Source organism: Microbacterium sp. F01, assembly GCF_056156365.1.
Genome location: NZ_CM149592.1, coordinates 868,746 through 894,191, shown reverse-complemented (window position 1 = coordinate 894,191; position 25,446 = coordinate 868,746). Strand labels below are relative to the sequence as shown.

The window sequence follows — 25,446 nt, the reverse complement described above, 5'->3', positions numbered from 1 at the left end:
CCCCAGAGACCCAGGAGCTTCACATGACCACCGATCTCGCCGCCCTCGGCCTGCGCGAATCCGCGACCTTCGACCGCGCCACCATCGCCGACATCCAGCGCGCCGCCGACACCGGCATCTACGACATCCGCGGCTGGGGCGCGAAGCGCGCACTGCCGCACTTCGACGACCTCCTCTTCCTCGGGGCGAGCATGTCGCGCTACCCGCTCGAGGGCTACCGCGAGAAGTGCGCGACCGACGTCACCCTCGGCGCCCGCAACGCGCTCGAGCCGATCCACCTCGACATCCCGGTGACGATCGCGGGCATGAGCTTCGGGGCCCTCTCGGCCAACGCCAAGGAGGCCCTCGGCCGGGGTGCGAGCGAAGCGGGCACCTCGACCACCACCGGCGACGGCGGCATGACGCCCGAGGAGCGAGGCCAGTCGAAGACGCTCGTCTACCAGTACCTGCCGTCGCGCTACGGCATGAACCCCGACGACCTCCGCAAGGCCGACGCGATCGAGATCGTGCTCGGCCAGGGCGCCAAGCCCGGCGGCGGCGGCATGCTGCTCGGCCAGAAGATCACCGAGCGCGTCGCGGGCATGCGCACGCTCCCGGTCGGCATCGACCAGCGCTCGGCGAGCCGCCACCCCGACTGGACCGGACCCGACGACCTCACGATCAAGATCGCCGAGATCCGCGAGATCACCGACTGGCGCAAGCCCATCTACGTCAAGATCGGCGCCTCGCGGCCGTACTACGACACCGCGCTCGCGGTGAAGGCCGGCGCCGACGTCGTCGTGCTCGACGGCATGCAGGGCGGCACCGCGGCGACGCAGCAGGTGTTCATCGAGCATGTCGGCATCCCGACGCTCGCGGCGATCGGACCCGCCGTCCAGGCGCTGCAGGAGCTCGGCGTCCACCGCACCGGCGTGCAGCTCATCGTGTCGGGCGGCATCCGCAACGGTGCCGACGTCGCGAAGGCGCTGGCATTGGGGGCGGATGCTGTGGCCATCGGCACTGCGGCCCTGATCGCTCTCGGCGACAACGACCCGCGCTACGCCGACGAGTACGCGAAGCTCGGCTCTGCGGCCGGCTTCTACGACGACTTCCAGGACGGCCGCGACCCCGCCGGCATCTCGACGCAGGACCCGGAACTCTCGGCACGCCTCGACCCGGTCGCCGCCGGGCGCCGCCTCGCGAACTACCTCCGCGTGCTCACGCTCGAGGCGCAGACCATCGCCCGCGCGTGCGGCAAGTCCCACGTGCGCAACCTCGAGCCGGAGGACCTCGTCGCCCTCACGGTCGAGTCCGCGGCGATGGCGGGAGTGCCGCTGGCCGGCACGTCCTGGATCCCCGGGCGCAGCTGACGCGATGTCCCTCGACCTGGGCGCACAGGCTGGTCTTGCCGATCTGGCCGACCTGGATGTGGTCACGCCCGCCGACGCCTCTCCGGAGTCGTGGGCGAACGGCCTCGGCGTCACGCGCGTGCTCGCGAAGCGGCTCGCATGGCGGCTGAGCATCGCGGAGCTGCGCGGACGGATGCCGTTCTCCGCGTTTCCCGGCACAGACCGCGTGCTCATCCCGCTGAGTGCGCCCACGGTCACCCTGGCCGTCGACGGCGTCGAGCGGCGCGTCACGCGGGAGCGCGGCATCCGTTTCCGTGGTGAAGCCCGCGTCATCGCGACCGCGGATCGCGGCGGCGTCTCGGTCGTGAACCTCATGGTCAAGCGCGGGCTCGCAGAACCCGCGTACCGGGTCGACCTGCACCGCGGCACGGTGCACGTCGACCCGGACGCGACCCTCACGGTGCTGCTCGCGGGAGCGGCGACGGTCGACGACCTGCCGCTCCCGCCCGGCAGCGCGCTGCTGCAGAGCCCGCGCGAACGCCGCATCCGCTGCGAGTCCGCGCTCATCGCGCGATTCGATCTCACTCCGTCCGGCGACGAGCCGCACACCTGAAAGGCCTGGAATGTCCACTCACCCGATCGCGATCATCGGCGCCGGCCTCGCGGGCGCCGCAACGGCGTGGCAGCTCGCCCGGCGCGGGCATGACGTCGTCATCCTCGAGCGCAGCGTTCCCGCGAGCGAGTGGGGCAGCTCGCACGGCTCGGCACGCATCCTGCGCTACACCTACCCCGACCCCTTCTACACGGGGCTCATGGTCGAGGCGCGGCGTGGCTGGGACGAGCTCGAAGACCTCCGCGGCGAGCGCCTCATCACCCCCACGGGCTCGCTGGACTACGGCGCGACCCGCGATCCGGCGGCGCTGGCAGCGGTGCTCGCGAACGCGGGCATCGCGCACGAACTGCTGACTGCCGCCGAGGCTTCGGCCCGCTGGGCGGGCTTCGCCTTCGACGGTCCGGTGCTGTGGCACGAGAACGCCGGCGTCATCGATGCCGAGGAGACGGTGAAGACGATGGTCGGGCTCGCGGTGACCGCGGGCGCCGAACTGCGACAGGACTGGGCCGCCACGCGAGTGCTCCCCCACGGCGACGACTACCTCGTCGAGTCGGAGGCGGGCGATACGGTCGTGGCGTCGCAGGTCGTCGTCGCGGCAGGCGGATGGCTGCCCGCGCTGCTCGGCGGTCTGGGCCTGCCACAGGAGGCGCTCGACGCGTTCCCGACGCTCGAGGTGCGGCAGGAGCAGGCGCTGCACTTCCCGTACCGCGACCCCGAGACGGCGTGGCCGACCTTCATCAACAAGCGGTCCGACATCCAGGTGTACGGCCTGCCCGGCGGACGCGACGCGGACTTCCGCGGGCAGAAGGTCGCGGAGTACAACGGCGGCCGCGTCATCGGCTCGGCGCTCGAGCACGACCGCATCATCGACCCGGCGCGGCGCGAGCGGCTCGTCGAGTACGTCGCCGAGGCGCTGCCCGGACTCGTGCCCGAGCCGTACGCCGAGACCACGTGCCTGTTCACGAACGCGCCGGCCGACGAGTTCATCATCGACCGCGTCGGCGGCGTGACGATCCTCTCGCCCTGCTCCGGCCACGGCGCCAAGTTCGCTCCGCTGCTGGGCGAGCTCACCGCGCGGCTCGTCACCGGCTCGGACTCGGGGGTGGCGCGGTTCCGCCCGCTCGCGGCCCTGGCGGGCGCATGAGATTCCCTAGGTCAACCTCAGGCGGCGATCTGCTGCATGGCGCCTCCGTGGAGTTGGGGGTTGTAGGCGGTGTGGTCTTGCCAGCAGCGCCAGATCACGCGGACCCAGGCGCGGGCGAGGATGCGGACGGCATGGGGGTGGCGTTTGCCGCGGGCGATGGCATCTTGGTAGATCTTCGCGGCCCAGGGGCTGGCGTGTCGGGAGTCGTCGGCGAAGTCGATGAGCGCGTTGCGGAGCTTCTTGTCCGCGGCCCAGCGGAACGCGACGGAGTGGATCTTTCCGCTGGCTCTGGTGACGGGTGCGACGCCGGCGAGGGCGGCGAGGGATTCCTCGTCGGGGAACCGGGCGCGGACGTCGCCGATCTCGGCGAGCAGCGTTGCGGCGCGGACGCCGTGGCCCGCTTTGGGGAGGCTGGTGAAGATGTGCGCGTCGGCGTGGGCGTCGAGGCGTTCGATGATCTCGGCTTCCAGTTCGCGTTCCTGGTTGCGGATGGTCTCCATGGCTTTGAGCAGGGCGTGGACGCAGACGGCGTGCCCGTCGGCTTCCTCGGCGGACAGTCCCGCCGGGGGCGCTTGGGTGACGCGAGCGTAGAGGTCGTCGACGCTCTTGCGGCCGCAGTAGGCGATGCGCCGCAGGAACGCCGCGAGCCGGGCCGGGGTGAGTCGGGCGGCGGCGCGCTGGGTGGGGTAGCGGCGCAGGAACGCGATGGTGACGTCGCTGTCCAGTCGGGCGAACAGGCCGATCGCGCCGGGGAAGCAGCGCTCCAGTTCGGCGCGCAGCTGGTTCATCAACCCGACCCGGGCCTCGACGAGCTGCTTGCGGGTGCGCGACAGCGACCGCAGTACCTGGGTGGCGCCGCTGTCCTGGGTCAGCGGGCTCAGCCGGTGGCCATCGGTGCGCAGCACGTCGGCGAGCAGGTAGGCGTCGCCGGCGTCGGACTTCGCGCCCGAGCCGGAGTAGCGGCTGCGCAGTCCCTTGACCTGTCGTGGCGTGATCACCACGACGTGCAGGTTCGCGTCCAGCAGCGCTTCGACCAGCGGCCCGTCACACCGTTCGATCGCGACGCCTTCGACGGCGAGCTTGGCCAACCGTTTCACGAGCCCCGCGAAGGTCTTGCCGGTGTTAGCGATCTCGAAACGCACCCGGATCTCTCCGTGAGCGTCGACCACGCAGACGGCATGGGTGTTGCTGGCCCAGTCGATGCCGGCGAACAACCGCGGGTCGTTCTCTGTGGACATCTGTCCGGTCCTTCCTGTGATGATGGATCTGGCACCGTCGGTGACGGGGAGCCAGTCCGGATGCTCATTGCGTGGCGGTCCAACCCGCATATCCCTAGCGCCGGTATCGGCTTCCCGGCCCGGCGGCTGCCGCAGATCTCATGCTGGTCCTCGAGGGACAAGCGGCTCAGGCGGTCAGCCACCGGCCGGCGGTTCAACAGGAAGCCTCATCCAACGCGACCCGCTCGCGCTACAGAAGCGATGGTGCACCAATGAGCGTCGCGGGCATGCTGCGCGAGATCGCGGCGGTGGGCGCGGATCCCGCGCGCGGCGGGTTCAGCCGTGCCGGATACTCGGACGCCGATCGCGAGCTCCGCGAATGGTTCACGGGCCGCGCGGAAGCCCGTGGCCTCGACGTCGAGCGCGACCGCAACGGCACGCTGTGGGCGTGGTGGAACCCGGGGGGCAGCACCGCGGACGCCGTGATCACGGGCAGCCACCTCGACTCGGTCCCGGGCGGGGGTGGTTACGACGGACCGCTGGGCGTCGCATCCGCTCTCGCCGCCGTCGATCTGCTGCATGAGCGCTCGATCGTTCCGGACCGCCCCATCGGGATCGCGGTCTTCCCCGAGGAGGAGGGGTCGCGCTTCGGCGTCGCGTGCCTGGGCTCGCGGCTCATGAGCGGCGCGATCAGCCCCGAGCGCGCCCTCGCGCTCACCGACCGCGAGGGTGACACGCTCGCCGAGGCCCTGCGCCGCGACGGCCTCGACCCGGCGCACGTCGGCCCCGATCCCGAACGGCTCGCGCGCATCTCGTCGTTCGTCGAGCTGCACGTAGAGCAGGGGCGCGGGCTGATCGATCTCGGGAAGCCGGTCGCGATCGCGTCGTCGATCCTCGGTCACGGCCGATGGCGCGTGACAGTCGACGGGCAGGGCAACCACGCCGGCACCACCCTCATGGACGACCGCCGCGACCCCATGGTCGCCGCCGCGCGCATGGTCGTGGAGATCCGCGATCTCGCGCGCCGCACGCCGGACGCACGCGCCACGGTGGGCCGGCTCGAGCCGGTGCCCGGCGGTACCAACGTCATCGCGTCGCAGGTGCGGTTCTGGATCGACATCCGCCACCCCGACGACCTGGTCACAGCGGCGCTCGTATCCCAGGCCCGCGACAGGGTTCTCGCGGTCGCTCTCGAAGAGGGCTGCCTCGCCGAGGTGCGCGAGGAGTCCTTGAGCCCCACCGTCGACTTCGACCAGGGCCTCCGCGAGGCGCTGCGTGCGACCCTCGCCGACGCCCCCGAGCTGGGCACGGGTGCTGGTCACGACGCGGGCGTGCTCGCAGCATCCGTCCCCACCGCGATGCTCTTCGTCCGCAACCCGACCGGCATCTCGCACTCCCCCGAAGAGCTCGTGGAGGACGCGGATGCCGAACTCGGCGCCGTCGCGCTGGCCGATGTGCTGCAGGGGCTGGCCGCGCCGGCCCCCGGGGCCGCGGTCGAGGCGGACCATATGATGGCGAGGTGAGTGCCGCGATCCCGGGAGCAGATGGCGCGGGAGGCGTGCTCGAGCCGATCATCGCCCAGCAGGTGCGCCGCTACCGCGCCGAGCAGGGCATCTCGGCGGCCGATCTCGCGGCGCGCACGGGGCTGTCGAAGGCGATGATCTCGAAGATCGAGTCGGCGACGACCTCGTGCTCGCTCACGACGCTGCAGCGGCTGGCGGATGGCTTCGGCATCCCAGTCACGGCGCTGTTCCGCGGGTCGGCGAGCGACCGCGAGGCGTCGTTCACCAAGGCAGGCGCAGGCAGCGTGAGCGTGCGCAGCGGCACACAACACGGGCATCTGTACCGGATGCTCGGCGTCTTGAAAGACACCCCGAACGCCCTCGAGCCGACCCTCGTGACGCTCACCGACGCCTCGAACGTGTTCCCTCTCTTCCAGCACCCGGGCACCGAGTTCCTCTACATGCTCGAGGGTCGCATGAAGTACGGACACGGCGGCTACGAGTACGAGATGGCGCCGGGCGATGCGCTCCTGCTCGACGGCGAGGCCGCCCACGGCCCGGTCGAGCTCATCGAGGTGCCGATCCGGTTCCTCGCGATCCGGTCGCGCTGAGCGGCCGCGCGCCCCGCGATGTCGGGGGACGGATGCTGCGCCCCTGTCGCATGTCGGACGCCCGTGATTGGCTGGCGCAATGGACACCGTGACCTCTGCTGACGGGACACCCATCGCCTACGACCAGACGGGTGACGGCCCGGTCGTCGTCATCGTGAACGGCGCCATGTCGACGGCCGCCGACGCGGCGGGGCTGGCGACGGCCCTGGCGGACGCCGGGTTCCGCGCCGTCACGTGGGACCGCCGGGCGCGCGGCTCCAGCGGCGACGCACGCGGCTCGACTCCCGACCGGGAAGTCGAGGACCTGGGGGCGGTGATCCAGGCCGTCGGCGGAGAGGCGGCAGTGCTCGGCCACTCGTCCGGTGCGGTGCTCGCGCTGGTCGCCGCCTCGCGAGGGGTGCCGGTGCGGGCGCTCTTCCTGTCGGAGCCACCGCTGCGGTTCGGCGTCGACGAGCCGGCCGACGATCTCGCGGAGCGCTTGCAGTCGGCCGTCGACGAAGGACGACTCGACGACGCGATCGTGACCTTCCAGCTCGAGGGCGTGGGGCTGCCGCGGGAGATGGTCGAGGGCATCCGCGCGAGCGATCAGTTCGCCGCGCTGCTGCCGCTCGCGCAGTCGACGGTGTACGACACCAACCTCACGCGGGAGGCGTCGACGCCGAGCGCCGAGATGCTCTCGGTCTCAGCCCCGGTCACCGTGCTGCGCGGCGCGCAGACATTCCCGTTGCTGATCGGCTCGTCGGACCGTCTCGCCGACGAGATCGACGGCGCCGAGCTCGTCGTCGTCCCCGAGTCGGTGATGCATCGCCCCGACCCCGCCGCCACGGCGAAGGTGATCCGGGAGCGCTTCCTTCCCGGTCGTTGAGCGAGCTTGCCGCGAAAGCTCGTCATCCGGTGGGAGGCGCGGGCCGGGGTCGAGGCTGAGACCACGACCACGTTCGAATTCGAGCCCGTCGACGATGGCGCGCGGACGCTCGTCACGATCACCGAGTCCGCCTGGCAGGCCAACGCTGACGGAGTGAAGAGCGCGTTCGGCAACTGCGAGGGCTGGACGGGCATGCTCGCCGCCCTCAAGGTGTGGGTCGAGCACGGCATCAACCTTCGCGACGGCTTCTACGCCTGACGACGCCGCTCAGGCAGCGAGGCGCCGACGCTCGGCGAGGCTCTCGATCGCCGCGCGGTACTCGTCGATCATCCGGCCGCGCGACAGCCCGGGGCGGGCGGCGAGCGCCGCGTCGCGGTAGCGGGCGCGATCGTCGAGCACGGTCTTCCAGGCGCCCGCGATGGCGTCGGGGTCGCGCGGGGTCACGAGGCCGAAGCCCTCGACGCTCTGGGCGGCGTCGCCGACGTCGGTGGTGACCGGCGTCGCGCCCGACGCCGCACCCTCGAGCAGGCACAGCGGGGAGGCCTCCCCGAACGCGCTGGTGAGCGCGACGATGTCTGCGATCCGGTAGAGCGCCGGCATGTCGCCGCGAATGCCGAGGGCGTGCACGCGGTCGGCCGGGGTCGCAGCATCCGTCATCAGCGAAGCGAACCCCGCGTTGTCGTGGGTCATGCCGGCGCCGCACAGCACGTAGTGCGCATCCGGGCGGGCCGCGGCGTGCCGTGCCGCCGCGCGGAGGAACAACCCCGGGTCCTTCATGGCGTCGAACCGGGCGGCGAGCAGAACCACGGGCGCGTCGAGCGGGATGCCGAGACCGGCGCGCAACGCAGCAAGCTCGGCGTCGTCAGCGGCAGGCCCGAACACGTCGATGTCGATGCCGTTGCGCACGACCCGCCGATCCAAGCCGAACGGCAGATGCTGCGCGTACGCCTCGTCGGTCGAGCCCGCGCACGAGATCGTGGCCGTGAGCAGCCCCGTCTCAGCCGCCTCGCGCAGCCACCCGAGCGCGGGGCCCGAGTGCGTCGGGTCCGAGCGGTGGAGGCACACGGCGACGGGCACCGACGGCATCAGCCCGTGCGCACGCAGCGCGAGGAGCAGGCCGAGCGGCTGCTCCTTGAGCGAGAGCACGACGTCGGCCTGGGCGATCGCCTCGGCGGCACGGTGCAGGTCGAGTTCGCCGAACGACGATGGGGCCATCGGATCCGCGCCGGCGGTGCCGCCGAGCGCCGTGATCTCGACACCCGCCCCGGCGAGCCGCTGATAGCGCGGATCATCGTGGGCGAACTGGACCGTCGCGTCGCGTCGCGCCTGCGCGGACAGCGACAGCACCGCGTGGGACTGCTCGCCGCCGGAGTGCAGGCCGGTGACGACGTCGGAGTGGAGGATCCGCGCCCCACCGGCGAAGAATCCTTCATACAGAGACAGCACGCGAAGGGTCATGTGGCACCTCTCGGGTGGAGGGACGACGGACGGATCGAATGCCGGAACCTTCGTTCCGGCCGGTCACTGTCGGCGCCGGTGCCGGTCGATCCATCGTCGGGGCCACGCGCCCTGATGTCGATGAACGGACGGGGTGTATCGGGTGAACGCTCGCCGCGCGTGCGGGGCCTCGAGCTGCACGTCCGCGTGCTCCCCGCGTCACTATCGCGTGCTCTCACCGAGATCACCCGATCCGAACGCGAATAACACGTGCTCTCGGCGAGAGCACCCGATGCGAACGCGGCGGCTCAGCGCGGGCGGCTCGCGGCCATGCGTCCGTCGGGATCGAGCCGGGCGAGCACGGCGGCGGTGATCTCGCGCAGCTGCGCCGCCTGCTCGGGCGTGATCACGTCGAGGAGAAGGGACCGAACGGTCGCGACGTGCCCGGGGGTCGCCTGCAGCACCTTGCGGCGACCGTCGGCGGTGATGACGGCGTCGGTGGCGCGGGCGTCGGCGGCGTTGCGCTCGCGTCGCACGAGGTCACGGGCCTCGAGCCGCGAGATCACGTGCGACAGGCGCGGCAGCGTCGCGTTCGTCATCGACGCGAGCTCCTTCATCTGCAGGCGGTGGTCGTCGGCGTTCGACAGCATCGACAGCGCGAAGTAGTCGAAGTGCGTGAGGTCCTCGTCACGCAGCAGCTGCGCGTCGAGCTCGCGCGGGAGCAGTTCGAGAAGGGCGGCGAACGGCACCCAGGTGTCCTGCTCATCCGCCGTATAGAACCTCGGCCTGCTCATTCTCCGATTCTAGGAATAGTTGTGGCGACAAGCGAGTTGCTGGCGGTCGGCGAGCAGATCGGCTGGACCGGAGGACTTGCGCTCGTGCGCTGAGCCCCGGACCACCGCGCCCGGGCGCGGGCCCGCTCCTACGCGATGCGCGTCCCCGACGGCAGGCGCCCGGCGGGGGTGCGCGTCCGCGCCCACGCCCACCACATCAGGCCCGCCGCGAGCAGCAGCTGCAGCGCCATGCCGACGAACCAGCTCGGCGTCGACTGGTCGATGACCTCCGCGGGCGTGGGTCGTTCGTCCTGGAGCGCAGGCGCACAGTCGTCCCAGCGCTGCTCGAGCTCGGGCGGCTGCTGAGCCGCACGCACGCCGAACTTGATCTGGCCGAACAGGTCGCTCGGATAGCCGTTCTCGTCGAACTGCGTGGGCGTCGCGTCGGCGAGGATCACGAATGGGTTGGCCGCGAGCAGCCACCACACGTGGTCGAACCGCGGCACCTCGTAGGTCGACGTCTGCCATTCCCCGCACGTCACCTCGGCATCGTCGTCGCACGGGTACTCGTCGCTGGGCGTCTCTCCGGGCATGCACGGGAAGGTGTCGCCAGAGTACTGATCGATCGACCGGTAGTGGTTCGTCACCTCGGACCGCATCGTCATGCCGACGAGCGCGAACGCGATGAGCGTGCCGACGACGAGCGCTGCGACGACGAGGTACGTCGTCGCGACCGAGAACAGCGGACGCGACAGGATGCCGCTGAGCGCTACGCCGATCGCCGAGATGATCCCGACCTCGAACACGAGCACCAGCAGCGACACCGTGATCGTCGCCGGCTCTCCCCCGCCCGCGAGCGTCGCGAGCACGAGGAACGGCACCGACACCGCCACGAACGCGAGGCCCGTGACCCACGCGGCGAGGAACTTGCCGAACAGGATCTCGAAGGTCGTCGCCAGCGTGACCTGAACGGGCGCGAGGGTCGCAGCATCCCGATCCCCGTTGATCGCGTTGCCGCTCAACGTGGGTGAGACGAGCACGACGAGGAGCAGCGTGATGTAGACGATCGTGGAGTAGATCGCCCCACCCGGCTGCAACGCCGACCCCCACGCGAGGAACGACAGCCCGGTGACGATCGCGAGCAGCACCGCGAAGACGCCGATCAGCACGTACCAGGCGATGCTCCGGGTGCGCTGGGTCAGCTCGAGGCCGACGATGGTGCCGAGTCGCTGACCGTTCACGAGGTCGCCTCGCTCTCGTCTTCAGCGGCGGCGGCTTCGGGCGGCGCCTGCGGCGGGCGTCCGTCGCCGAGGTCGAGGAACGTGCGCTCGAGCGCGCCCTGCGCGGCCGCGAACTCCACGACGTCGAGTCCGGCGGTGACGAGGTCACGCAGCGCGGCGGCCGCAGCATCCTCCGATTCGAACGACACCATGACGTCACGGCGGTCGACACCCAGGCTCTCCGCGGGGATCCGCAGTGCGTCGGCCACGCTCGGGAGGGCGATGGATGCCTCGGCCCCGGCGATCCGCACGCGCCACACGCGCGCGCGACGCGAGGCCGCCTCGACGCGCGCCGGGTCGACGGTCGCGCCGGCCATCAGGAAGATGGCGTCGTCGACGACCTCCTCGAGCTCCGACAGGATGTGGCTCGACACGAGCACCGTGCGCCCCTCGGCGGCGAAGCGCCTGAGCAGCAGGCGCAAGTCGATGCGCGCCTGCGGGTCGAGACCCGACGCCGGTTCGTCGAGCAGCAGCACCCGGGGGTCGTGCACGAGGGCGCGCGCGAGTCCCAGGCGCTGCTTCTGGCCGCGCGAGAGCACGCGGGCGGGCGCATCGGCGAGATCGACCAGGCCCACCTCGGCGAGGAGGGCGTCGGCACGGACGGATGCCTCGGCGCGCGGCATCCCGTACAGCCGCGCCGTGACCGCCAGCGTCTCGCGTGAGCTGAGCGAGTTCCACGCGCCGAGCGCGTCGGGCATCCAGCCGAGCAGCGCGCGGGCCGCCTGCGGGTCGGCCACGGGGTCGACGCCGTCGATGCGGATCGAGCCCGCGTCGGGCGCCAGGAGGGACGCGAGCATGAGGAGCAGCGTCGTCTTGCCCGAGCCGTTCGGCCCGACGAGGCCGGTGACACGGCCGGCGTGCGCCCGCAGGGTCACGTTGCGGACGGCCTGCACCTCGCCGAACGAGCGCCGCACGCCCTGCACGACGATGCCGGGCTCGGCGGGGATTCCTGGGGCCTGAGGGGCCGGACTCGGCATGCTCACGCGCCCCACCCTAGCGAGCCCGAGCGGCTCGGCCGCGCGTTGATGAGACGGGGAGTGTCAAGACACACCCGAAGCCTCCGCCGCGGGCTCAGGCGCGGAAGAACCCGACCCCGAGGTCGGGGTGGTCGACGAAGACGCCGTCGACGCCGGAGTCCCGGATCACCGCCCACTCGGACTCCCAGTCGCCGAACGCCGCCGGGCCACCTCGTCCACGGAATTGCCCGATCAGAAACCTGTTCTCGGGCCGACAGGTCCAGGTGAAGACGCGCAGGCCGCGCTCGTGTGCGTCGGCGACGACGCGAGAGGGGCCCGCCGTGCGCCCGAGCCGGTCGGGGCGCAGGATCGTGCGCTTGTCGACGCTGATCCCGTCGACCCGCCCGACGAGCGCATCGAGCCCCGCCGGCGCTGCCGTCTGCCGGTACGTCAGCGAGGCCTTCCCGTGGGCGCTGAACAGGTCGAACGGGCGCCCCGCGTCTTCGAGCAGGTACACATAAGAGCCACGGATGCCGCGTTCCTGCAGCGCGAACAGCACTGTCGACTCGAACGACTCGATGGTCAGCGGCAGCTCTCCGTCGGCCCACCCCGCGTCGCGCAGCTCGGTGTCGACGAGCTCCGCGACATCCCACCCGATAGAGGCGAAGTAGGTCGCGTGCTTGATCTCGAGCACGACGCCGATCTCGCGGCCGAACTCGAGTGAAGCCTCCCGCGCAGCGTCGAGCACGTCGCGCAGCCGCAGCACGTGCTGCTCGCCGTCGAAGCTCGCGCTCGTCGGACGCACGTCCGAGATCCGCTCGCGGCAGTGCAGCGTCGCCAGCTCGTCCCACGTGAAGTCCTCCGTGAACCAGCCGCTGAGCTCGACGCCGTCCACGTACTTCGTCGCGTGCCGATCGGCGAACTCCGGGCGATCGGCGACGTCCGTGGTCCCCGAGATCTCGTTCTCGTGCCGCACCACGAGCACGCCGTCCTTCGACACGACCACGTCGGGTTCGACGGCATCGACGCCCATCTCGAAGGCGAGGGCGTACGACGAGCGCGAGTGCTCGGGCCGGTAGCCGGGGGCACCGCGGTGTCCGATCACGAGGGGATGTCGACGGGGCATCGCTTCAGCGTAACCACGGGCGCCCTTGGCGGGCTCTGCGACCAGGGGTCGCAGCATCCGTTCATAGTCAGCTCACAGCACGAACCCGTGCCCGGTCACGGCCGGTCGGATAGTGTTGATCAACAGCATCGTGCTGGGATTCCCTTGACATTGGAGTGTGAGAGCAGTGGCCCTCAACAACCCCGCGTTCAACAACCCGGCCTTCCAGGACCCGAAGGCCGTTCAGACCTACCCGGGCGGTTCGCAGGCGGCGAACCTGGGCGGGCAGTCGCAGTTCCAGACGGCGCAGCGTGCCGGGACGGATGCTGCGGCCCAGGCGCAGCTCGAAGGCATGTACGCGGCACCGTCCGCAGGTGCCGTCGAGACCGGCCGCATGTCGTACGAAGACACCATCTGGAAGACCGTCGGCCTGTTCGCGGTCCTCCTCGTCACCGCGGCCGTCGGCTGGGTGTGGACGATGGCGGGCGTCAGCGCCGTCAACCCGAACCCGTCGATCCTCCCCTGGATGATCGGTGCGCTCGGCGGCTTCGTGCTCTCGCTCGTCGTGATCTTCACGTCGCGCAAGAAGATCCGCCCGGCGCTCATCTTCGGCTACGCCGCCTTCGAGGGCCTCTTCGTCGGCGCGATCTCGGCCTTCTTCGAGTTCCTGTGGCCGGGCATCGTCGTGCAGGCGACGCTTGCCACCTTCGCGGTCGTCGGCGTGACCCTCGCCCTGTTCGCCAGCGGCAAGATCCGCGCCTCGAAGCGCGCGACCAAGGTCTTCATGATCGCGATGATCGGCTACCTGGTGTTCTCGCTGGTGAACATCTTCCTGATGCTCTTCAACGTCCCGATCGCCGGTGGCGCGTTCGGCATGCTGAGCGAGCAGAGCCCGCTGTTCGGCATCCCGTGGGGTGTGCTCATCGGCGTCTTCGTCGTCATCATGGCGGCCTACTCGCTGGTGCTCGACTTCGACCAGATCCAGCAGGGCGTGCGCAACGGCGCTCCCCGTCAGTTCGGCTGGCTCGGCGCGTTCGGCATCATGGTGACGGTCGTCTGGCTGTACCTCGAGATCCTCCGCATCCTCGCGATCGCGCGCGGCAACAACTGACGCCCAGCGCTTCGCTTCCGAACGGCCGCCCGGTTCTCCGGGCGGCCGTTCTGTTCTGCGCGCGGGACGCTTAGGCTGAAGCCGATTCGAGGAGTGGCATGGCTCGACGTCATCCGTACGCCGCCGGCGCGATCGTCGTGCTGGCGCTGTGCCTCGCCGCGTGTTCCGGAGGAGCCATGACCGAACCCACGCAACCGGAGCCGACACCGACCCGCACGCCCTTCGAGACGACGCCGCGTGGCCCGATCGCCCCCACCGGCGAACCGGTCGCCGTGCCTCCCGCGCGGTGGGACGCCATCATCGCCGACCTCGCCGAGAGGGGCGTCTCCGGGGCGCCGGAGCTCGTCTCCGCCGAAGCCGTCACCTGGAACAACGGCGCCCTGGGGTGCCCGTCGCCGGGAGTCTCCTACACGCAGGCCCTCGTCGACGGCATGCGGATCGTCGTCACGGTCGAAGGCGAGACCTACGACTACCGGTTCGGCACGACGGATTCCCCCAAGCTCTGCACCCGTTGACATCGAACGGATGCTGCGGCGCCGGGCGGCAGCATCCATCCCGCGTCTGCGCAACGCGAGGTGGCGCCCCGCCGTCCGACGGAGCGCCACCTCGTTTCGTGCGCGGTTACTTGGCCTTGACGAGGATCGCCTCGTCCTTGCCCGCGGCGTTGTCCTGCACGACGACCATCACGCCCAGCGGCTTCTGCGCGGCGAACGCGGTGCCGTCGACCGTGACAGGCACGTCGACCTTGGCGCCCACCTCGATCGACGCGAACTGGCCGTTGGTGAGCGCAGGCGTCCACGGGTCGTAGCTCGCCATGCCGTCGATCGCGTCCTCTCCGTCGTTGACCGACGAGAAGCTCTGCACCGTGTAGCTGAACGCACCCGATGTGATGCCGAGGTCGCTCGCGATCACCGGAAGCAGGATCGTGCTGCTGTCGGTGGGCGCCGAAGCGTTGAACCCGGAGGCGAAGACCTCGCCCGTCGCGATCTCGTACTCGAACACCTGCGAGATGCCGCTGGCGCTGCCCGCCGTGATCAGCCCGCCGTCGGCCGAGAATACGATCCAATCAGGCTCGCCGTCGCCGTTCGTGTCGATGACGACGTCGAACTCGTTCGCCGCCGCGTTCGACCACCGGTTGTGGGTGTTGACCGCGAAGACGAGCAGCTGATCGCCGGCGTCGTCCCAGGGGAACGACTGCACGCCGGCGGCCCGCAGGTCGTAGCCGGTGTCGGTGAACGACTTCGGCGCGTCCTTCTTGTCTTCTAGTCCCCACGTGTAGAAGTCCGCCGCGCCGGCGAAGGCGCCTCGGTTGTTCTTCAGCATGACCGCCACCTCGCCGTCGACGGGCGTGTTCTTCTTCGTGACCTTGAGGTCTCCCGCCGCGGTCACGTCGGTCGTGGCGCGCGGCACGAGCAGGTACGGAACCCGCAGGGTGTCGGACGCCGAGGAGAGCACGACGTCACCCGAGAACTCGTAGAACGCGAACCCACCGGCGCCGGAGCTGCCCACGGCCGTCGCCGGGGCGGTGAGATCGACCGTGACCTTCTCGGAGCGGCCGGGCTTCACCGTGATCTGTGCCGGGCTCGCCGTCACCGTCGCGACCTCGGACTGCGCGGATGCCTCCGTGCTCACGCTGTACGTCACAGGCTGGGTGCCGTAGTTCGTCACCGTCACCGTCTTCTTGCCCTGGAAGGTCTTGGCGGTCTCCTGGAAGCCGAAGCTGAGCGCCGCCTCGCGCTGCTTGCCGTCGTCCGTCCGGAACGAATCGCCCGTCGCCGTGACCTGCTGCGACACGGCCTGCGCAGTGTCGACCAGACCGACGCCGCCGCGGACGAGATTCTGGCCGGTGACCTTGTCGGGGTCGGCGGTCGAGACGAGCACCGACGAGACCTCCGAGGCCGACCAGGCCGGGTGGGCTTCGACGGCGAGCGCCGCGACACCCGCCACGTGCGGCGCGGCCATCGACGTCCCCGAGATGGTCGCCGGGCCGTTGCCGGTGCCGACGCCGGTCGAGACGATCGAGACACCGGGCGCCGCGACGTCGACGCCGAGGGCGCTGTCACCGCTGCGGGGTCCGCTCGAGCTGAACGACGCGTAGCCGCGGAAGCCGGGGTTCTCGAGCGGGGCCGCAGCGACGGTCGCCTCGGCATCGTCGACGAGCTTCGGTCCGTCGGACATCCGCACGCCGAGGAACGGGATGGTGACCGTGTAGTCGTCGCCGGTGTCGGGGTTCTCGGTGATCTCGCCTTCGAACGGCGGGTAGTCGTTCGTGTTGTTGATCATGACCGCTGCCGCCGCGCCCGCCTGCTGCGCGAAGATGGCCTTCGCGACGCGCGCGCAGACTCCGCGGGTCGAGACCGCGAGCTGGTTGCCTCCGACGGTGACTCCGGCGTAGTTGTACGCCGCGACCGAGCAGCCGAGCGCCTCGTTCTCGTCCGGCGTCGCGGGGTTGTCGGTGAGCCGGACGACAGTCATCGCCGGAAGTCCGGTCAGCACCGCGCCGTTCGCGTTGATGGCGGGCACCTGGACCCCGTCGACCGTGATCAGCGCGCCCGGGAATGTCGCCGTGCTGTCGACGGCGGCGACCGAGACCACCCCGTTGCCGTTGCCGGCGAGGTACGGGCTCGGGCCCTCGTTGCCCGCGGACTTCACGACGACGACGCCGGCGCCGATCGCGTTCGCCGCGGCGACCTCGTCGGGGTCGTCCCCGCGACCGAACGGCGAGCCGAGCGACATGTTGATGACGTCCATGCCGTTGTCGACCGCCCAGTCGATGGCCGGGACGACGATGTCGGTCGATCCGCCGCACCCGAAGACTCGCAGCGCGTAGATGTCGGCCTGCGGCGCGACGCCCGGGCCGATCGTCCACTCGGCCGAGGCCGTGGACTCGTCGTAGGTGCCCTCGTAGGTGTCGCCGTCGGCCGTGACACCGCTGCCCGCGGCCGTGCCGGCGACGTGGCTGCCGTGGCCGTTGCAGTCGAGCGGGTTGGCGTCGGGCATCGGCACCGGCTGGTAGTCGTCGCCCGCTCCGGGGTCGGCGTTGTACGAGTCGCCCACGAAGTCCCAGCCGCCCTTGATCCGCGGCGCGTTCGGGCCGAACTGCGCCGGGTCGGCCGGCTGCGCCTCAGCCGCGTTCGCCGCGGCGTAGGCCTCGGGCGTGCCGATGCCGCCGAAGTTGGCGTGGGTGTAGTCGATGCCGGTGTCGATCACCGCGACCTTGATGTTCTCGCCGGTGTATCCGGTGCTCTCCCACACCTGGGGCACTCCGAGGAACGGCACCGACACGGCGTTGTCCAGCGTGTACGTCTTCACCGCGTGCACGGCCACGACGTTGGGCAGGGCTGCCACGGCGTCGACCTGGTCCGCAGGGATGTTCAGCTGGATGCCGTTGTAGGCCGACTGCATGGTCGCCTCGATGCGGCCGTCCTTCGCCTCGATCGTGCCGGCGATCGCGTCCTGGTTCTTCTTGAGCGAACTCTTGATCGCCTTGCGCTCGGCGGCGGTGAGGTCGCTGCCCTTCTTGGCCTGGGCCACCGCGACGGGATCGCCCGTCATCTCGACGATGACCGTGACCCGGCCGTCGGCGCCGACGCTCAAGGGGCGTGCGGTCGTGCCGACCGCGCCCTTGGTGTCGGACTTCTCGAATCGCGACGACGGATCGTCGTCTGGTGCCGCAGCCATCGCTGCGGTAGGGGTTGCGATGGCCAGCGCAAGCGCGCCTACCACCGCCAGGGGACGTCGGAACAAGGGGGAGCCTGCTTTCTCGTGTGTGGGGCAGCGAGGGTCGTGAGGGGGACGTTAGGGGGGATTAACCAAAACGTCAACAGGAAACTCCCAGGTTGAGCAGAGAACGCAACGAGACGGCCGGCGACTGCTCGAATCGATGCATAACGCCCGGCCGTGCCGCTTCTGCTGTGAGCGGAACGCCTCGCGGCCCGCGACACCGTCGCCTTATCGTGAGCGCATGGCTGAGATCATCCCGCTGCCGACGAGGGCCCCACGCCCTGCCCGTGAGCCCGAGCCGCTCTGGCGCGATGCGCTGGGCGAGCGACTGCGCACCCTGCGCCACGAACGCGGCGAGCGACTCGCCGACACGGCCGACCGCGCCGGAGTCTCGCCGCAGTATCTCTCCGAGATCGAGCGGGGACTCAAGGAGCCGTCGAGCGAGATGATCGCCGCGGTCGCCGGCGCGCTCGAGGTGACGCTGATCGAGCTGACGGCGGGTGTCGTCGACGACCTCCGCTCGCGCGCGACCGAGCGGGCGGCGGTCGGATGCTGCGCCGCCTACGCCCTCGCCGCGTGACTGGCTCGGTCGTGCCTCTGGTCGATGCCCCGGGCCGTCGCTAGCCTGGCCGGGTGTCGCCCGCGAAGACGGAAGCCGAGATCCTCGACATCGGCGGGAACGAGGTGAGGATCTCGAGCCCGAAAAAGATCGTGTTCCCCGAACCGGGGATCACGAAGCTCGACATCGTGCGGTACTACCTCGCCGTCGCCGACGGAGCCCTCCGCGGCGCGGGCGGTCGCCCGATGGTGCTCAAGCGCTTCCCGAAGGGCATCGATCAGGAGCCGTTCTTCCAGAAGCGCGTGCCCGAGAACCACCCCGACTTCATCGACACGGCGACCCTGCAGTACGCACGGGGCACGTCGGCCGAGGAGGCGGTGATCCGGGATGCTGCGGGCCTCGCCTGGGTCGTCAACCTCGGCTGCCTCGACCTGAACCCGCACCCCGTCCGCGCCGAGGATCTCGACCACCCCGACGAGCTGCGCATCGACCTCGACCCGATGCCGGGTGTGGACTGGTCGCAGATCGTCGACGTCGCCTTCGTCGCGCGCGAGGTGCTCGACGACGTCGGTCTCGTGGGCTGGCCCAAGACGAGCGGCTCGCGCGGCATGCACATCCTGGTGCGCATCGCGCCGGACTGGGACTACAAGCAGGTGCGCCTGGCCGCCGAGACGCTCGCTCGCGAGGTCGAGAACCGTGCGCCCGGGCTCGCGACCGCGCGCTGGTGGAAGGAGGAGCGCGGCGAGAGCGTGTTCGTCGACTTCAACCAGAACGCCAAGGACCGCACGGTGGCGTCCGCGTATTCGATCCGTCCGCTGCCGGACGCGCGCGTGTCCACCCCGCTCGGCTGGGACGAAGTGCGCGCCCGGCGCCCGGCGGAGTTCACTGTGCTCACGGTGCCCGAGCGGTACGCCGGCATCGGCGACCCGCATGCCGGCATCGACGACACCGTCGGCACGCTCGACGGCCTCCTGCGCCTCGCGGAAGAACTCGGCCCTCCCGAGAAGCCGCCCCGCGGCGGCGACGGGTCGGGGCGCCGCCAGTCGACGATGCCGCTCATCGAGATCGCCCGCACCAAGACCAAGCCCGAGGCGGTCAGCGCCCTCGAGGGGTGGAAAAGCACGCATGCGACCGTCGTGGAGCAGCTGCACCCTGCCGACGTGCTCGTCGACGGGATGCGCGGCTCGAGCTCGCTCTGGTACCGCGTGCGCGTCAACCTGCAGCACGTGCCCGAGGCCGAGCGCCCGCCCCAAGAAGCGCTGCTCGCCGACTACGACCCCTGGGAGGGCAAGACCTGGCCGGGGTCACCCCCCGGCCGGTAGAGCACGGCGTCCGCGAGGCCGTACGCCACCGCGTCGGCGGCGGTGAAGACGCGGTCGCGGTCCGTGTCCGCGCGCAGCTTCGCCGCATCCTCGCTCGTCGAGCGCGTCGCTGCCCCGCTGCTCTCCCGCCCCTAGCCCCGTTGAGTTGGCGTATATGCACGCGACACGCTGGCGTGTCGCGTGCATATACGCCAACTCAACATCGGTGAGGGTAGGGACGTCCGACGGTCATGAATGCCCGCGGCGGTCAGTGGGCGCGGCGCGAGGGGCTCTCGACGGCGGAGCGGAGCGCTGCGACGAGCGCGGGGCGCACGGCGTCGGACGTGAATGCCGCGGCCGCCGCCCGCGCCCGCGAAGACAGCTCAGCACGACGGCGGTCATCCTGCAGCAGGTCGATGATCGCGTCGGCGAAGGCGTCCACGTCGCCGGGCGGCACGACGATGCCCGCGTCGGCGATCGCCTCGCGCGGCCCGTACCGGGCGTCGAACGACACCACGGGCAGGCCGCGGGCGAGCGCCTCGGCGATCGACAGCCCCTGGCCCTCGAAAGCAGTGGACGTGACGAACAGCGCGGCACGGTCGAAGATCGCGTCGCGATCGGCGGTGGCCCCGTGGAGAGTGACGGATGCCGCCACCCCGAGCTCGTCGATCAGCTCCTGCAGCTCGTCGCGGAGTGGCCCGTCACCGTACACGTCGAGCCGCGCCGCGGGCACAGCCTCGGCCACGCGCTGCCAGGCGCGGATCGCGAGGTCCACGCGCTTCTGCGGGGCGAGGCGGTTGAGCATCACGACACGGTGCGGATCACGGGGTGCCGCATCCTGCGGTTCTGTGCCGAGGTCGATCGTGTTCGGCACGACGTGGAACGTGCCGGGGTCGCCGAACCGGGCGGCCACCTCGTCCCGCTGCGCGGCCGTCGGCCACAGCACCGCGTCGTACGCGTCGAGGGTCCGAAGCCAGCGCTCCCACAGCCCCGTGACGGGGGCGCCGGGATCGTCATAGGGCGTGGGCAGATGCGAGTTGTGAACGGTGTGCACGAGCCTCACCCGAGGATCACCCCATCCCACGAGCGCCTCGCCGATCTGCCGCGATTCGCACACCACCACGAACAGCCGGTCGGGATCGTCGGCGGCCCGTCGACGCTCATCGGCGATCGTCTCCAACCACGCGATGTAAAGGCCACGGAAGCCTCGGAGTGCCCGATCGCCGGCCTTCGCATGAACGACGACCGCCGCATCGCGCAGGTGCCACTCGGGGTCGTTCTCGAACACGGGAAGCGAGACGATGGGGCGGGAAGCGGCATCCGTGATCGTCCGATAGGTGACACCGGGCGTGCGACCCCCGGGCTCGCCGACGAGCTCGAGCCAGTCACCGCGATCCAGGAGGTCGTCGAAGAGATTGCGCACGCGCGACGCGTCGGGCACGTGGCGCCCCTCGACGAATGCCTGCCGCTGCGTCGCGTGCGCGTCGGGAGACTGCCCGTCGACGCTCAGCAGGAGCGGCTCACGAGCCCCTGACGACTCGAGCAGGCGTAGCCGTGCGGGCACGGCGACGGCGAACCCGCCGTCGAGTCCCAGTGCGACGCGGCTGCCCAGCAACACGTAGTCGGCGTCGGGCAGTGAGTCCGCAGCATCCGTCACCCGTCCATCTTTCCTCACCACGCCTCCGCTGCCACGAGCGCACGACCGGAAGAAACAGCGGCGCCCCGGACCGAAGTCCGAGGCGCACACATGCTCACTCCCACTCGATGGTCCCCGGGGGCTTCGATGTGACGTCGAGCACGACCCGATTCACCTCGCGCACCTCGTTGGTGATGCGGTTCGAGATCTTCGAGAGCACGTCGTAGGGCAGGCGCGTCCAGTCGGCGGTCATCGCGTCTTCGCTCGAGACGGGACGCAGCACGATCGGGTGGCCGTAGGTGCGGCCGTCGCCCTGCACGCCCACCGAGCGCACGTCAGCGAGCAGTACGACCGGGCACTGCCAGATCTCGCCGTCGAGGCCGGCGCGGGTCAGTTCTTCGCGGGCGATGGCGTCGGCATCGCGCAGAATCTCGAGGCGGTCAGCGGTGACCTCACCCACGATCCGGATGCCGAGGCCGGGGCCCGGAAACGGCTGGCGGCCGACGATCACCTCCGGAAGCCCGAGCTCGCGGCCGATCGCACGCACCTCGTCCTTGAACAGGGTGCGCAGCGGCTCGACGAGCTCGAACTGCAGGTCATCGGGAAGGCCGCCCACGTTGTGGTGCGACTTGATGTTCGCGGTGCCGGTGCCGCCGCCCGACTCGACGACGTCGGGGTAGAGCGTGCCCTGCACGAGGAAGCGGATGGGCTCGCCGTCGGCCTCGGCCTCCGCGACGAGCGCGGCCTCGGCCTGCTCGAACGTGCGGATGAACTCGCGGCCGATGATCTTGCGCTTCTGCTCGGGGTCGCTGACGCCGGCGAGCGCGTTCAGGAACTGCTCGCGCGCGTCGACCGTGACCAGGCGCACACCGGTCGAGGCGACGTAGTCCTGCTCGACCTGCTCGCGCTCGTCCTTCCGGAGGAGGCCGTGGTCGACGAAGATGCAGACGAGCTGGTCGCCGACGGCCTTGTGCACGAGCGCCGCAGCGACCGCGGAGTCGACTCCGCCCGACAGGCCGCAGATCACGCGGCCCGAGCCGACCTGCGCCTGGATTTTGGCGACCTGCTCGGCGATGACATTGCCACTGTTCCAGTCGGCCGGAAGACCCGCCGCCTTGTGGAGGAAGTTCTCGATGACCTGCTGGCCATGATCGGAGTGCTTGACCTCGGGGTGCCACTGCACGCCGTAGAACCGGCGCTCGTCATTGCCGAAAGCGGCAACCGGGGTGGCCCTCGTCGACGCGAGGACGTCGAAGCCGTCCGGTGCCTTCGAGACCTGGTCTCCGTGGCTCATCCACACGTTCTGCTCGGCCGGCTGACCGCCCAGCAGAACTCCGCCGCCACCCGTGACCGCAGCATCCGTCGCTCCATACTCGCGGAGTCCGGTGTTGGCGACCTCGCCGCCCAGCGCCTGCGCCATGACCTGGAAGCCGTAGCAGATGCCGAGCGTCGGCACGCCGAGGTCGAAGACGCCGGTATCGAGCGCGGGGGCGCCCTCTTCATAGACCGACGAGGGGCCGCCCGACAGGATGATGCCCACCGGGTTCTTCGCCGCGATGTCGGCAGCGGTCGCGGTGTGCGGCACGATCTCGCTGTAGACGCCGGCTTCGCGCACGCGGCGGGCGATCAGCTGCGCGTACTGTGCACCGAAATCGACGACGAGGACAGGACGCTGAGAGGTCTCGGTCTGTGCGGTCAACGCTGGTTCTCCGTGGGGATCGCGTGGGTGAGGGTCGAGTGCCCGGCCTGGGAGTGCAGCTCGGCTGCCTCACGCTCGGCCAGGTAGGTCTTGACGTCGCGGCCGACGCGCGCCTCCATGAAGAACGACAGGAGGGGCACGATGCCGCCTGCGGCGAGCATGCCCAGGCGCAGGAGGTTCCAGCGCATGAGGCTCCACACGCGGAAGCAGGAGATCAGGTAGACGACGTAGAACCAGCCGTGCGCGACGAGGATGCCGAGCGACAGGTTGAATCCGTCGCCGGTCGACTCGAGGCCGGAGGCCGTCTCGACGACGGGGGCGAACCACAGGAACCCACCGGAACTACCGAGGAACAGCTCGTAGCCGATCGCGTACTTGATGATCATCTCGGCGACGAGCAGCAGCAGCATCGTGCCCGTGATGATCGAGCAGATCTGGTAGAACTTCAGGGCTCCGCGGATCGCCGGAAAGGAAGCGAGCTTCGGGGCGCGGGGCATGACCCCCAGTCTACCCGCGGGGTTCCGGGGCGTTTCCCGCTCAGGATGTCGCGGGCTCGGGATCGCCTCCCGGCTCGCGGCGGTCGTCCTCGAAGTCCTCGACCTCCTTCTCCCACGCGTCCTTCGCGAGGCGGTACCAGAGGTAGAAGGCGAAGCCGGCGAACACTGCCCACTCGACGGCGTAGAAGATGTTGAGCCAGTTGATCCCGGAACCCGCGACGGGCGCCGGCGACGAGATCGCGTCGAGGCCGGCGAAGGCGTCGATCGAAGCGATGTACGGGCGGTAGACGAACAGGGCGTCGACGTCGTGCCATTGTCCGAGCAGAGCAGCCGGCGACATGCGGGTCAGCGTCTGCGGGTCTTCACCGCGCGGCGGAACCACCGGCCCCTCGTCGGAGATCAAGCGTCCGGTCACCTCGACGGTTTCATCGGCGGATGCCTCGTCCTCGAGCTGCGCGATGGCAGTGCGCGCGTCCTCCTCTGTGGCGGCCCATCCGAGCGCCACCGCGACCGACGTGGGTCCGACCGTGGCGCTCACCTCGGGGTCGATGCGCAGCTGCCCGGTCACCCAGTAGCCTTCGGCGCCGTCGTTGAACCGCGAGTGGACGACGATGAAGTCCTCGGGGACCCAGGTACCGCGCGTCTCGACGCGCTGGCCCACGAGCGGCTCCGGGAGGTACTCGCCCGGCAGGGCGACGTCCGCAAGGGGCTGCACTTCTTCGGTCGCCCCCGGCGGCACCGGATTCGTCTGCACCGCACGACCCAGCTGCCACTGCCCGAGCCACGCGAACACTCCCGCGACGACGAGGCAGAGCAGCAGCATCCCGATCCATCGCGGGCGCAGCATCACCTCGCGCAGGGTGGGCGGGAACGCCTCGGGCGCGAGGTCGGCCGCTCCCGGCGGCTCCGGGTCGGTCATGGCATCCGTCATCCCGCGGCGTACGGCGCGACGACGACCTCGACCCGCTGGAACTCCTTGAGGTCGGAGTACCCGGTCGTGGCCATCGACTTGCGGAGGGCACCGATGAGGTTCGCGGTGCCGTCGGCGACCGGCGCGGGCCCGTAGAGGATCTCCTCGAGCGACGCGACCTGGTCGACCTTCACACGACGCCCTCGCGGCAGCTTGGCGTGGTGCGCCTCGGGTCCCCAGTGGAAGCCCCGGCCCGGAGCATCCGTCGCCCGCGCCAGCGCGACGCCGAGCATGACGGCGTCGGCGCCCATCGCGATCGCCTTGACGATGTCGCCCGACGTGCCCACGCCGCCATCGGCGATGACGTGCACGTAGCGCCCGCCCGACTCGTCGAGGTAGTCACGGCGCGCGCCGGCGACATCGGCGACCGCGGTCGCCATCGGGGCGTGCAGGCCCAGGGTGGCGCGCGTCGTGGACGCCGCTCCCCCGCCGAAGCCGACGAGCACGCCGGCGGCACCCGTGCGCATGAGGTGCAGGGCCGCGGTGTACGTCGAGGCCCCGCCGACGATGACGGGGACGTCGAGGTCGTAGATGAACTTCTTGAGGTTCAGCGGCTGGTCGACACTCGAGACGTGCTCGGCAGAGACCGTGGTGCCGCGGATCACGAAGAGGTCGACGCCGGCGGCGACGACGGTCTCGTAAAGCTCCTGGGTGCGCTGCGGGGTGAGGGATCCGGCGACCGTGACTCCCCCGGCGCGGATCTCGGCGAGACGATCGCGCACGAGTTCGGGCTTGATGGGCTCGGCGTAGAGCTCCTGCATGCGGCGGGTTGCGGCGGCCTTCTCGAGGCCGGCGATCTCGGCGAGCAGCGGCTCGGGGTCGTCGTAGCGGGTCCAGAGGCCCTCGAGGTCGAGGACGCCGAGGCCGCCGAGCTGGCCCAGCATGATCGCGGTGCGCGGGCTCACGACGGAGTCCATCGGAGCGCCCAGCACCGGGATGTCGAAGCTGAAGGCGTCGATCGTCCACGTGGTCGAGACGTCCTCCGGGTTGCGCGTGCGCCGCGACGGCACCACCGCGATGTCGTCGAACGTGTAGGCGCGACGCGCCCGCTTGGCCCGGCCGAGTTCGATGTCCATGCTCACGCGTCCACCCTACCTTCCGGGGTTCTCACGACTCGAA

At 70.7% G+C, this 25,446-nt stretch carries 22 protein-coding genes and 2 pseudogenes; 11 read left to right on the top strand and 13 right to left on the bottom strand.

Annotation, left to right across the window (positions count from 1 at the left end; translation table 11 throughout):
- Window positions 1–23 precede the first annotated feature (23 nt).
- From ACVN90_RS03890 to ACVN90_RS03880, 3 genes and pseudogenes are all read left to right on the top strand, one after another.
- Complete coding sequence (locus ACVN90_RS03890; RefSeq protein ID WP_475100855.1) at window positions 24–1,349, top strand: FMN-binding glutamate synthase family protein; 1,326 nt, start codon at window positions 24–26, stop codon at window positions 1,347–1,349.
- 4 nt (window positions 1,350–1,353) lie between these two features.
- Window positions 1,354–1,941: a HutD family protein gene (locus tag ACVN90_RS03885; protein ID WP_475100854.1), complete on the top strand. Its 588-nt coding sequence runs from the start codon at window positions 1,354–1,356 to the stop codon at window positions 1,939–1,941.
- 10 nt (window positions 1,942–1,951) lie between these two features.
- Window positions 1,952–3,082 (top strand): annotated as a pseudogene (locus ACVN90_RS03880) (FAD-dependent oxidoreductase); the annotation flags it as partial.
- Between the two features lie 20 nt (window positions 3,083–3,102).
- Here the strand turns inward: ACVN90_RS03880 and ACVN90_RS03875 are convergent.
- The gene (locus ACVN90_RS03875) at window positions 3,103–4,299 is read right to left on the bottom strand and encodes an IS110 family RNA-guided transposase (RefSeq protein ID WP_475098221.1); all 1,197 of its coding nucleotides are present in this window, start codon (window positions 4,297–4,299) and stop codon (window positions 3,103–3,105) included.
- A gap of 275 nt (window positions 4,300–4,574) precedes the next feature.
- Between ACVN90_RS03875 and ACVN90_RS03870 the strand changes: the two genes are divergently transcribed.
- The 4 genes from ACVN90_RS03870 (at window position 4,575) to ACVN90_RS03855 (ending at window position 7,538) form a co-directional block, all read left to right on the top strand.
- On the top strand, window positions 4,575–5,825 hold the full coding sequence (locus ACVN90_RS03870; RefSeq protein ID WP_475100853.1) for an allantoate amidohydrolase: 1,251 nt from the start codon (window positions 4,575–4,577) through the stop codon (window positions 5,823–5,825).
- Window positions 5,822–6,415: a helix-turn-helix domain-containing protein gene (locus tag ACVN90_RS03865; protein WP_475100852.1), complete on the top strand. Its 594-nt coding sequence runs from the start codon at window positions 5,822–5,824 to the stop codon at window positions 6,413–6,415. Before ACVN90_RS03870 ends, ACVN90_RS03865 begins: the two co-directional genes overlap by 4 nt.
- Window positions 6,416–6,494: 79 nt before the next feature.
- Entirely contained in the window at window positions 6,495–7,280 is a 786-nt protein-coding gene (locus tag ACVN90_RS03860) for an alpha/beta fold hydrolase (protein WP_475100851.1), read from the top strand.
- 6 nt (window positions 7,281–7,286) lie between these two features.
- Complete coding sequence (locus tag ACVN90_RS03855; protein WP_475100850.1) at window positions 7,287–7,538, top strand: SRPBCC domain-containing protein; 252 nt, start codon at window positions 7,287–7,289, stop codon at window positions 7,536–7,538.
- Window positions 7,539–7,547: 9 nt separating this feature from the next.
- Here the strand turns inward: ACVN90_RS03855 and ACVN90_RS03850 are convergent, their stop codons facing one another.
- The 5 genes from ACVN90_RS03850 to ACVN90_RS03830 form a co-directional block, all read right to left on the bottom strand.
- Window positions 7,548–8,738 carry a glycosyltransferase gene (locus tag ACVN90_RS03850; protein ID WP_475100849.1) on the bottom strand — a complete coding sequence of 397 codons (1,191 nt, stop codon included), beginning with the start codon at window positions 8,736–8,738 and terminating at the stop codon, window positions 7,548–7,550.
- A gap of 287 nt (window positions 8,739–9,025) precedes the next feature.
- Entirely contained in the window at window positions 9,026–9,511 is a 486-nt protein-coding gene (locus tag ACVN90_RS03845) for a MarR family winged helix-turn-helix transcriptional regulator (protein WP_475100848.1), read from the bottom strand.
- 128 nt (window positions 9,512–9,639) lie between these two features.
- The gene (locus ACVN90_RS03840) at window positions 9,640–10,731 is read right to left on the bottom strand and encodes an ABC transporter permease (RefSeq protein ID WP_475100847.1); all 1,092 of its coding nucleotides are present in this window, start codon (window positions 10,729–10,731) and stop codon (window positions 9,640–9,642) included.
- On the bottom strand, window positions 10,728–11,747 hold the full coding sequence (locus tag ACVN90_RS03835) for an ABC transporter ATP-binding protein (protein WP_475102055.1): 1,020 nt from the start codon (window positions 11,745–11,747) through the stop codon (window positions 10,728–10,730). The genes ACVN90_RS03840 and ACVN90_RS03835 overlap by 4 nt, the downstream gene beginning before the upstream one ends.
- Window positions 11,748–11,841: 94 nt before the next feature.
- Entirely contained in the window at window positions 11,842–12,852 is a 1,011-nt protein-coding gene (locus tag ACVN90_RS03830; protein WP_475100846.1) for a glycerophosphodiester phosphodiesterase family protein, read from the bottom strand.
- A gap of 166 nt (window positions 12,853–13,018) precedes the next feature.
- On the opposite strand from ACVN90_RS03830, the gene ACVN90_RS03825 reads away from it, so the two are divergent.
- Entirely contained in the window at window positions 13,019–13,942 is a 924-nt protein-coding gene (locus tag ACVN90_RS03825) for a Bax inhibitor-1/YccA family protein (protein WP_475100845.1), read from the top strand.
- 98 nt (window positions 13,943–14,040) lie between these two features.
- Window positions 14,041–14,457 (top strand): hypothetical protein, encoded by a 417-nt coding sequence (locus tag ACVN90_RS03820; RefSeq protein ID WP_475100844.1) that lies wholly within the window; start codon window positions 14,041–14,043, stop codon window positions 14,455–14,457.
- Window positions 14,458–14,563: 106 nt separating this feature from the next.
- Here the strand turns inward: ACVN90_RS03820 and ACVN90_RS03815 are convergent, their stop codons facing one another.
- A complete protein-coding gene (locus tag ACVN90_RS03815) occupies window positions 14,564–17,623 on the bottom strand; it encodes a S8 family peptidase (RefSeq protein WP_475100843.1) in 3,060 nt (1,019 codons plus the stop codon).
- 283 nt (window positions 17,624–17,906) lie between these two features.
- On the opposite strand from ACVN90_RS03815, the gene ACVN90_RS03810 reads away from it, so the two are divergent.
- Together ACVN90_RS03810 and ligD are read left to right on the top strand one after the other, a co-directional pair.
- Window positions 17,907–18,245 carry a helix-turn-helix domain-containing protein gene (locus tag ACVN90_RS03810; RefSeq protein WP_475100842.1) on the top strand — a complete coding sequence of 113 codons (339 nt, stop codon included), beginning with the start codon at window positions 17,907–17,909 and terminating at the stop codon, window positions 18,243–18,245.
- Between the two features lie 53 nt (window positions 18,246–18,298).
- The gene (gene ligD, locus ACVN90_RS03805; protein ID WP_475100841.1) at window positions 18,299–19,546 is read left to right on the top strand and encodes a non-homologous end-joining DNA ligase; all 1,248 of its coding nucleotides are present in this window, start codon (window positions 18,299–18,301) and stop codon (window positions 19,544–19,546) included.
- Here the strand turns inward: ligD and ACVN90_RS03800 are convergent.
- From ACVN90_RS03800 to ACVN90_RS03775, 6 genes and pseudogenes are all read right to left on the bottom strand, one after another.
- Window positions 19,495–19,641, bottom strand: a pseudogene (locus tag ACVN90_RS03800) (ATP-dependent Clp protease proteolytic subunit); the annotation flags it as partial. The gene ligD and the pseudogene ACVN90_RS03800 overlap by 52 nt on opposite strands.
- Before the next feature lie 152 nt (window positions 19,642–19,793).
- A complete protein-coding gene (locus ACVN90_RS03795) occupies window positions 19,794–21,200 on the bottom strand; it encodes a glycosyltransferase (protein ID WP_475100840.1) in 1,407 nt (468 codons plus the stop codon).
- Window positions 21,201–21,276: 76 nt separating this feature from the next.
- Window positions 21,277–22,860: a glutamine-hydrolyzing GMP synthase gene (gene guaA, locus ACVN90_RS03790; RefSeq protein WP_475100839.1), complete on the bottom strand. Its 1,584-nt coding sequence runs from the start codon at window positions 22,858–22,860 to the stop codon at window positions 21,277–21,279.
- Window positions 22,857–23,357 (bottom strand): DUF3817 domain-containing protein, encoded by a 501-nt coding sequence (locus ACVN90_RS03785; RefSeq protein WP_475100838.1) that lies wholly within the window; start codon window positions 23,355–23,357, stop codon window positions 22,857–22,859. The genes guaA and ACVN90_RS03785 overlap by 4 nt, the downstream gene beginning before the upstream one ends.
- Before the next feature lie 40 nt (window positions 23,358–23,397).
- Window positions 23,398–24,204 (bottom strand): SURF1 family protein, encoded by an 807-nt coding sequence (locus tag ACVN90_RS03780; protein WP_475102054.1) that lies wholly within the window; start codon window positions 24,202–24,204, stop codon window positions 23,398–23,400.
- 80 nt (window positions 24,205–24,284) lie between these two features.
- On the bottom strand, window positions 24,285–25,403 hold the full coding sequence (locus ACVN90_RS03775) for a GuaB3 family IMP dehydrogenase-related protein (RefSeq protein WP_056371118.1): 1,119 nt from the start codon (window positions 25,401–25,403) through the stop codon (window positions 24,285–24,287).
- Between the last annotated feature and the right edge of the window lie 43 nt (window positions 25,404–25,446).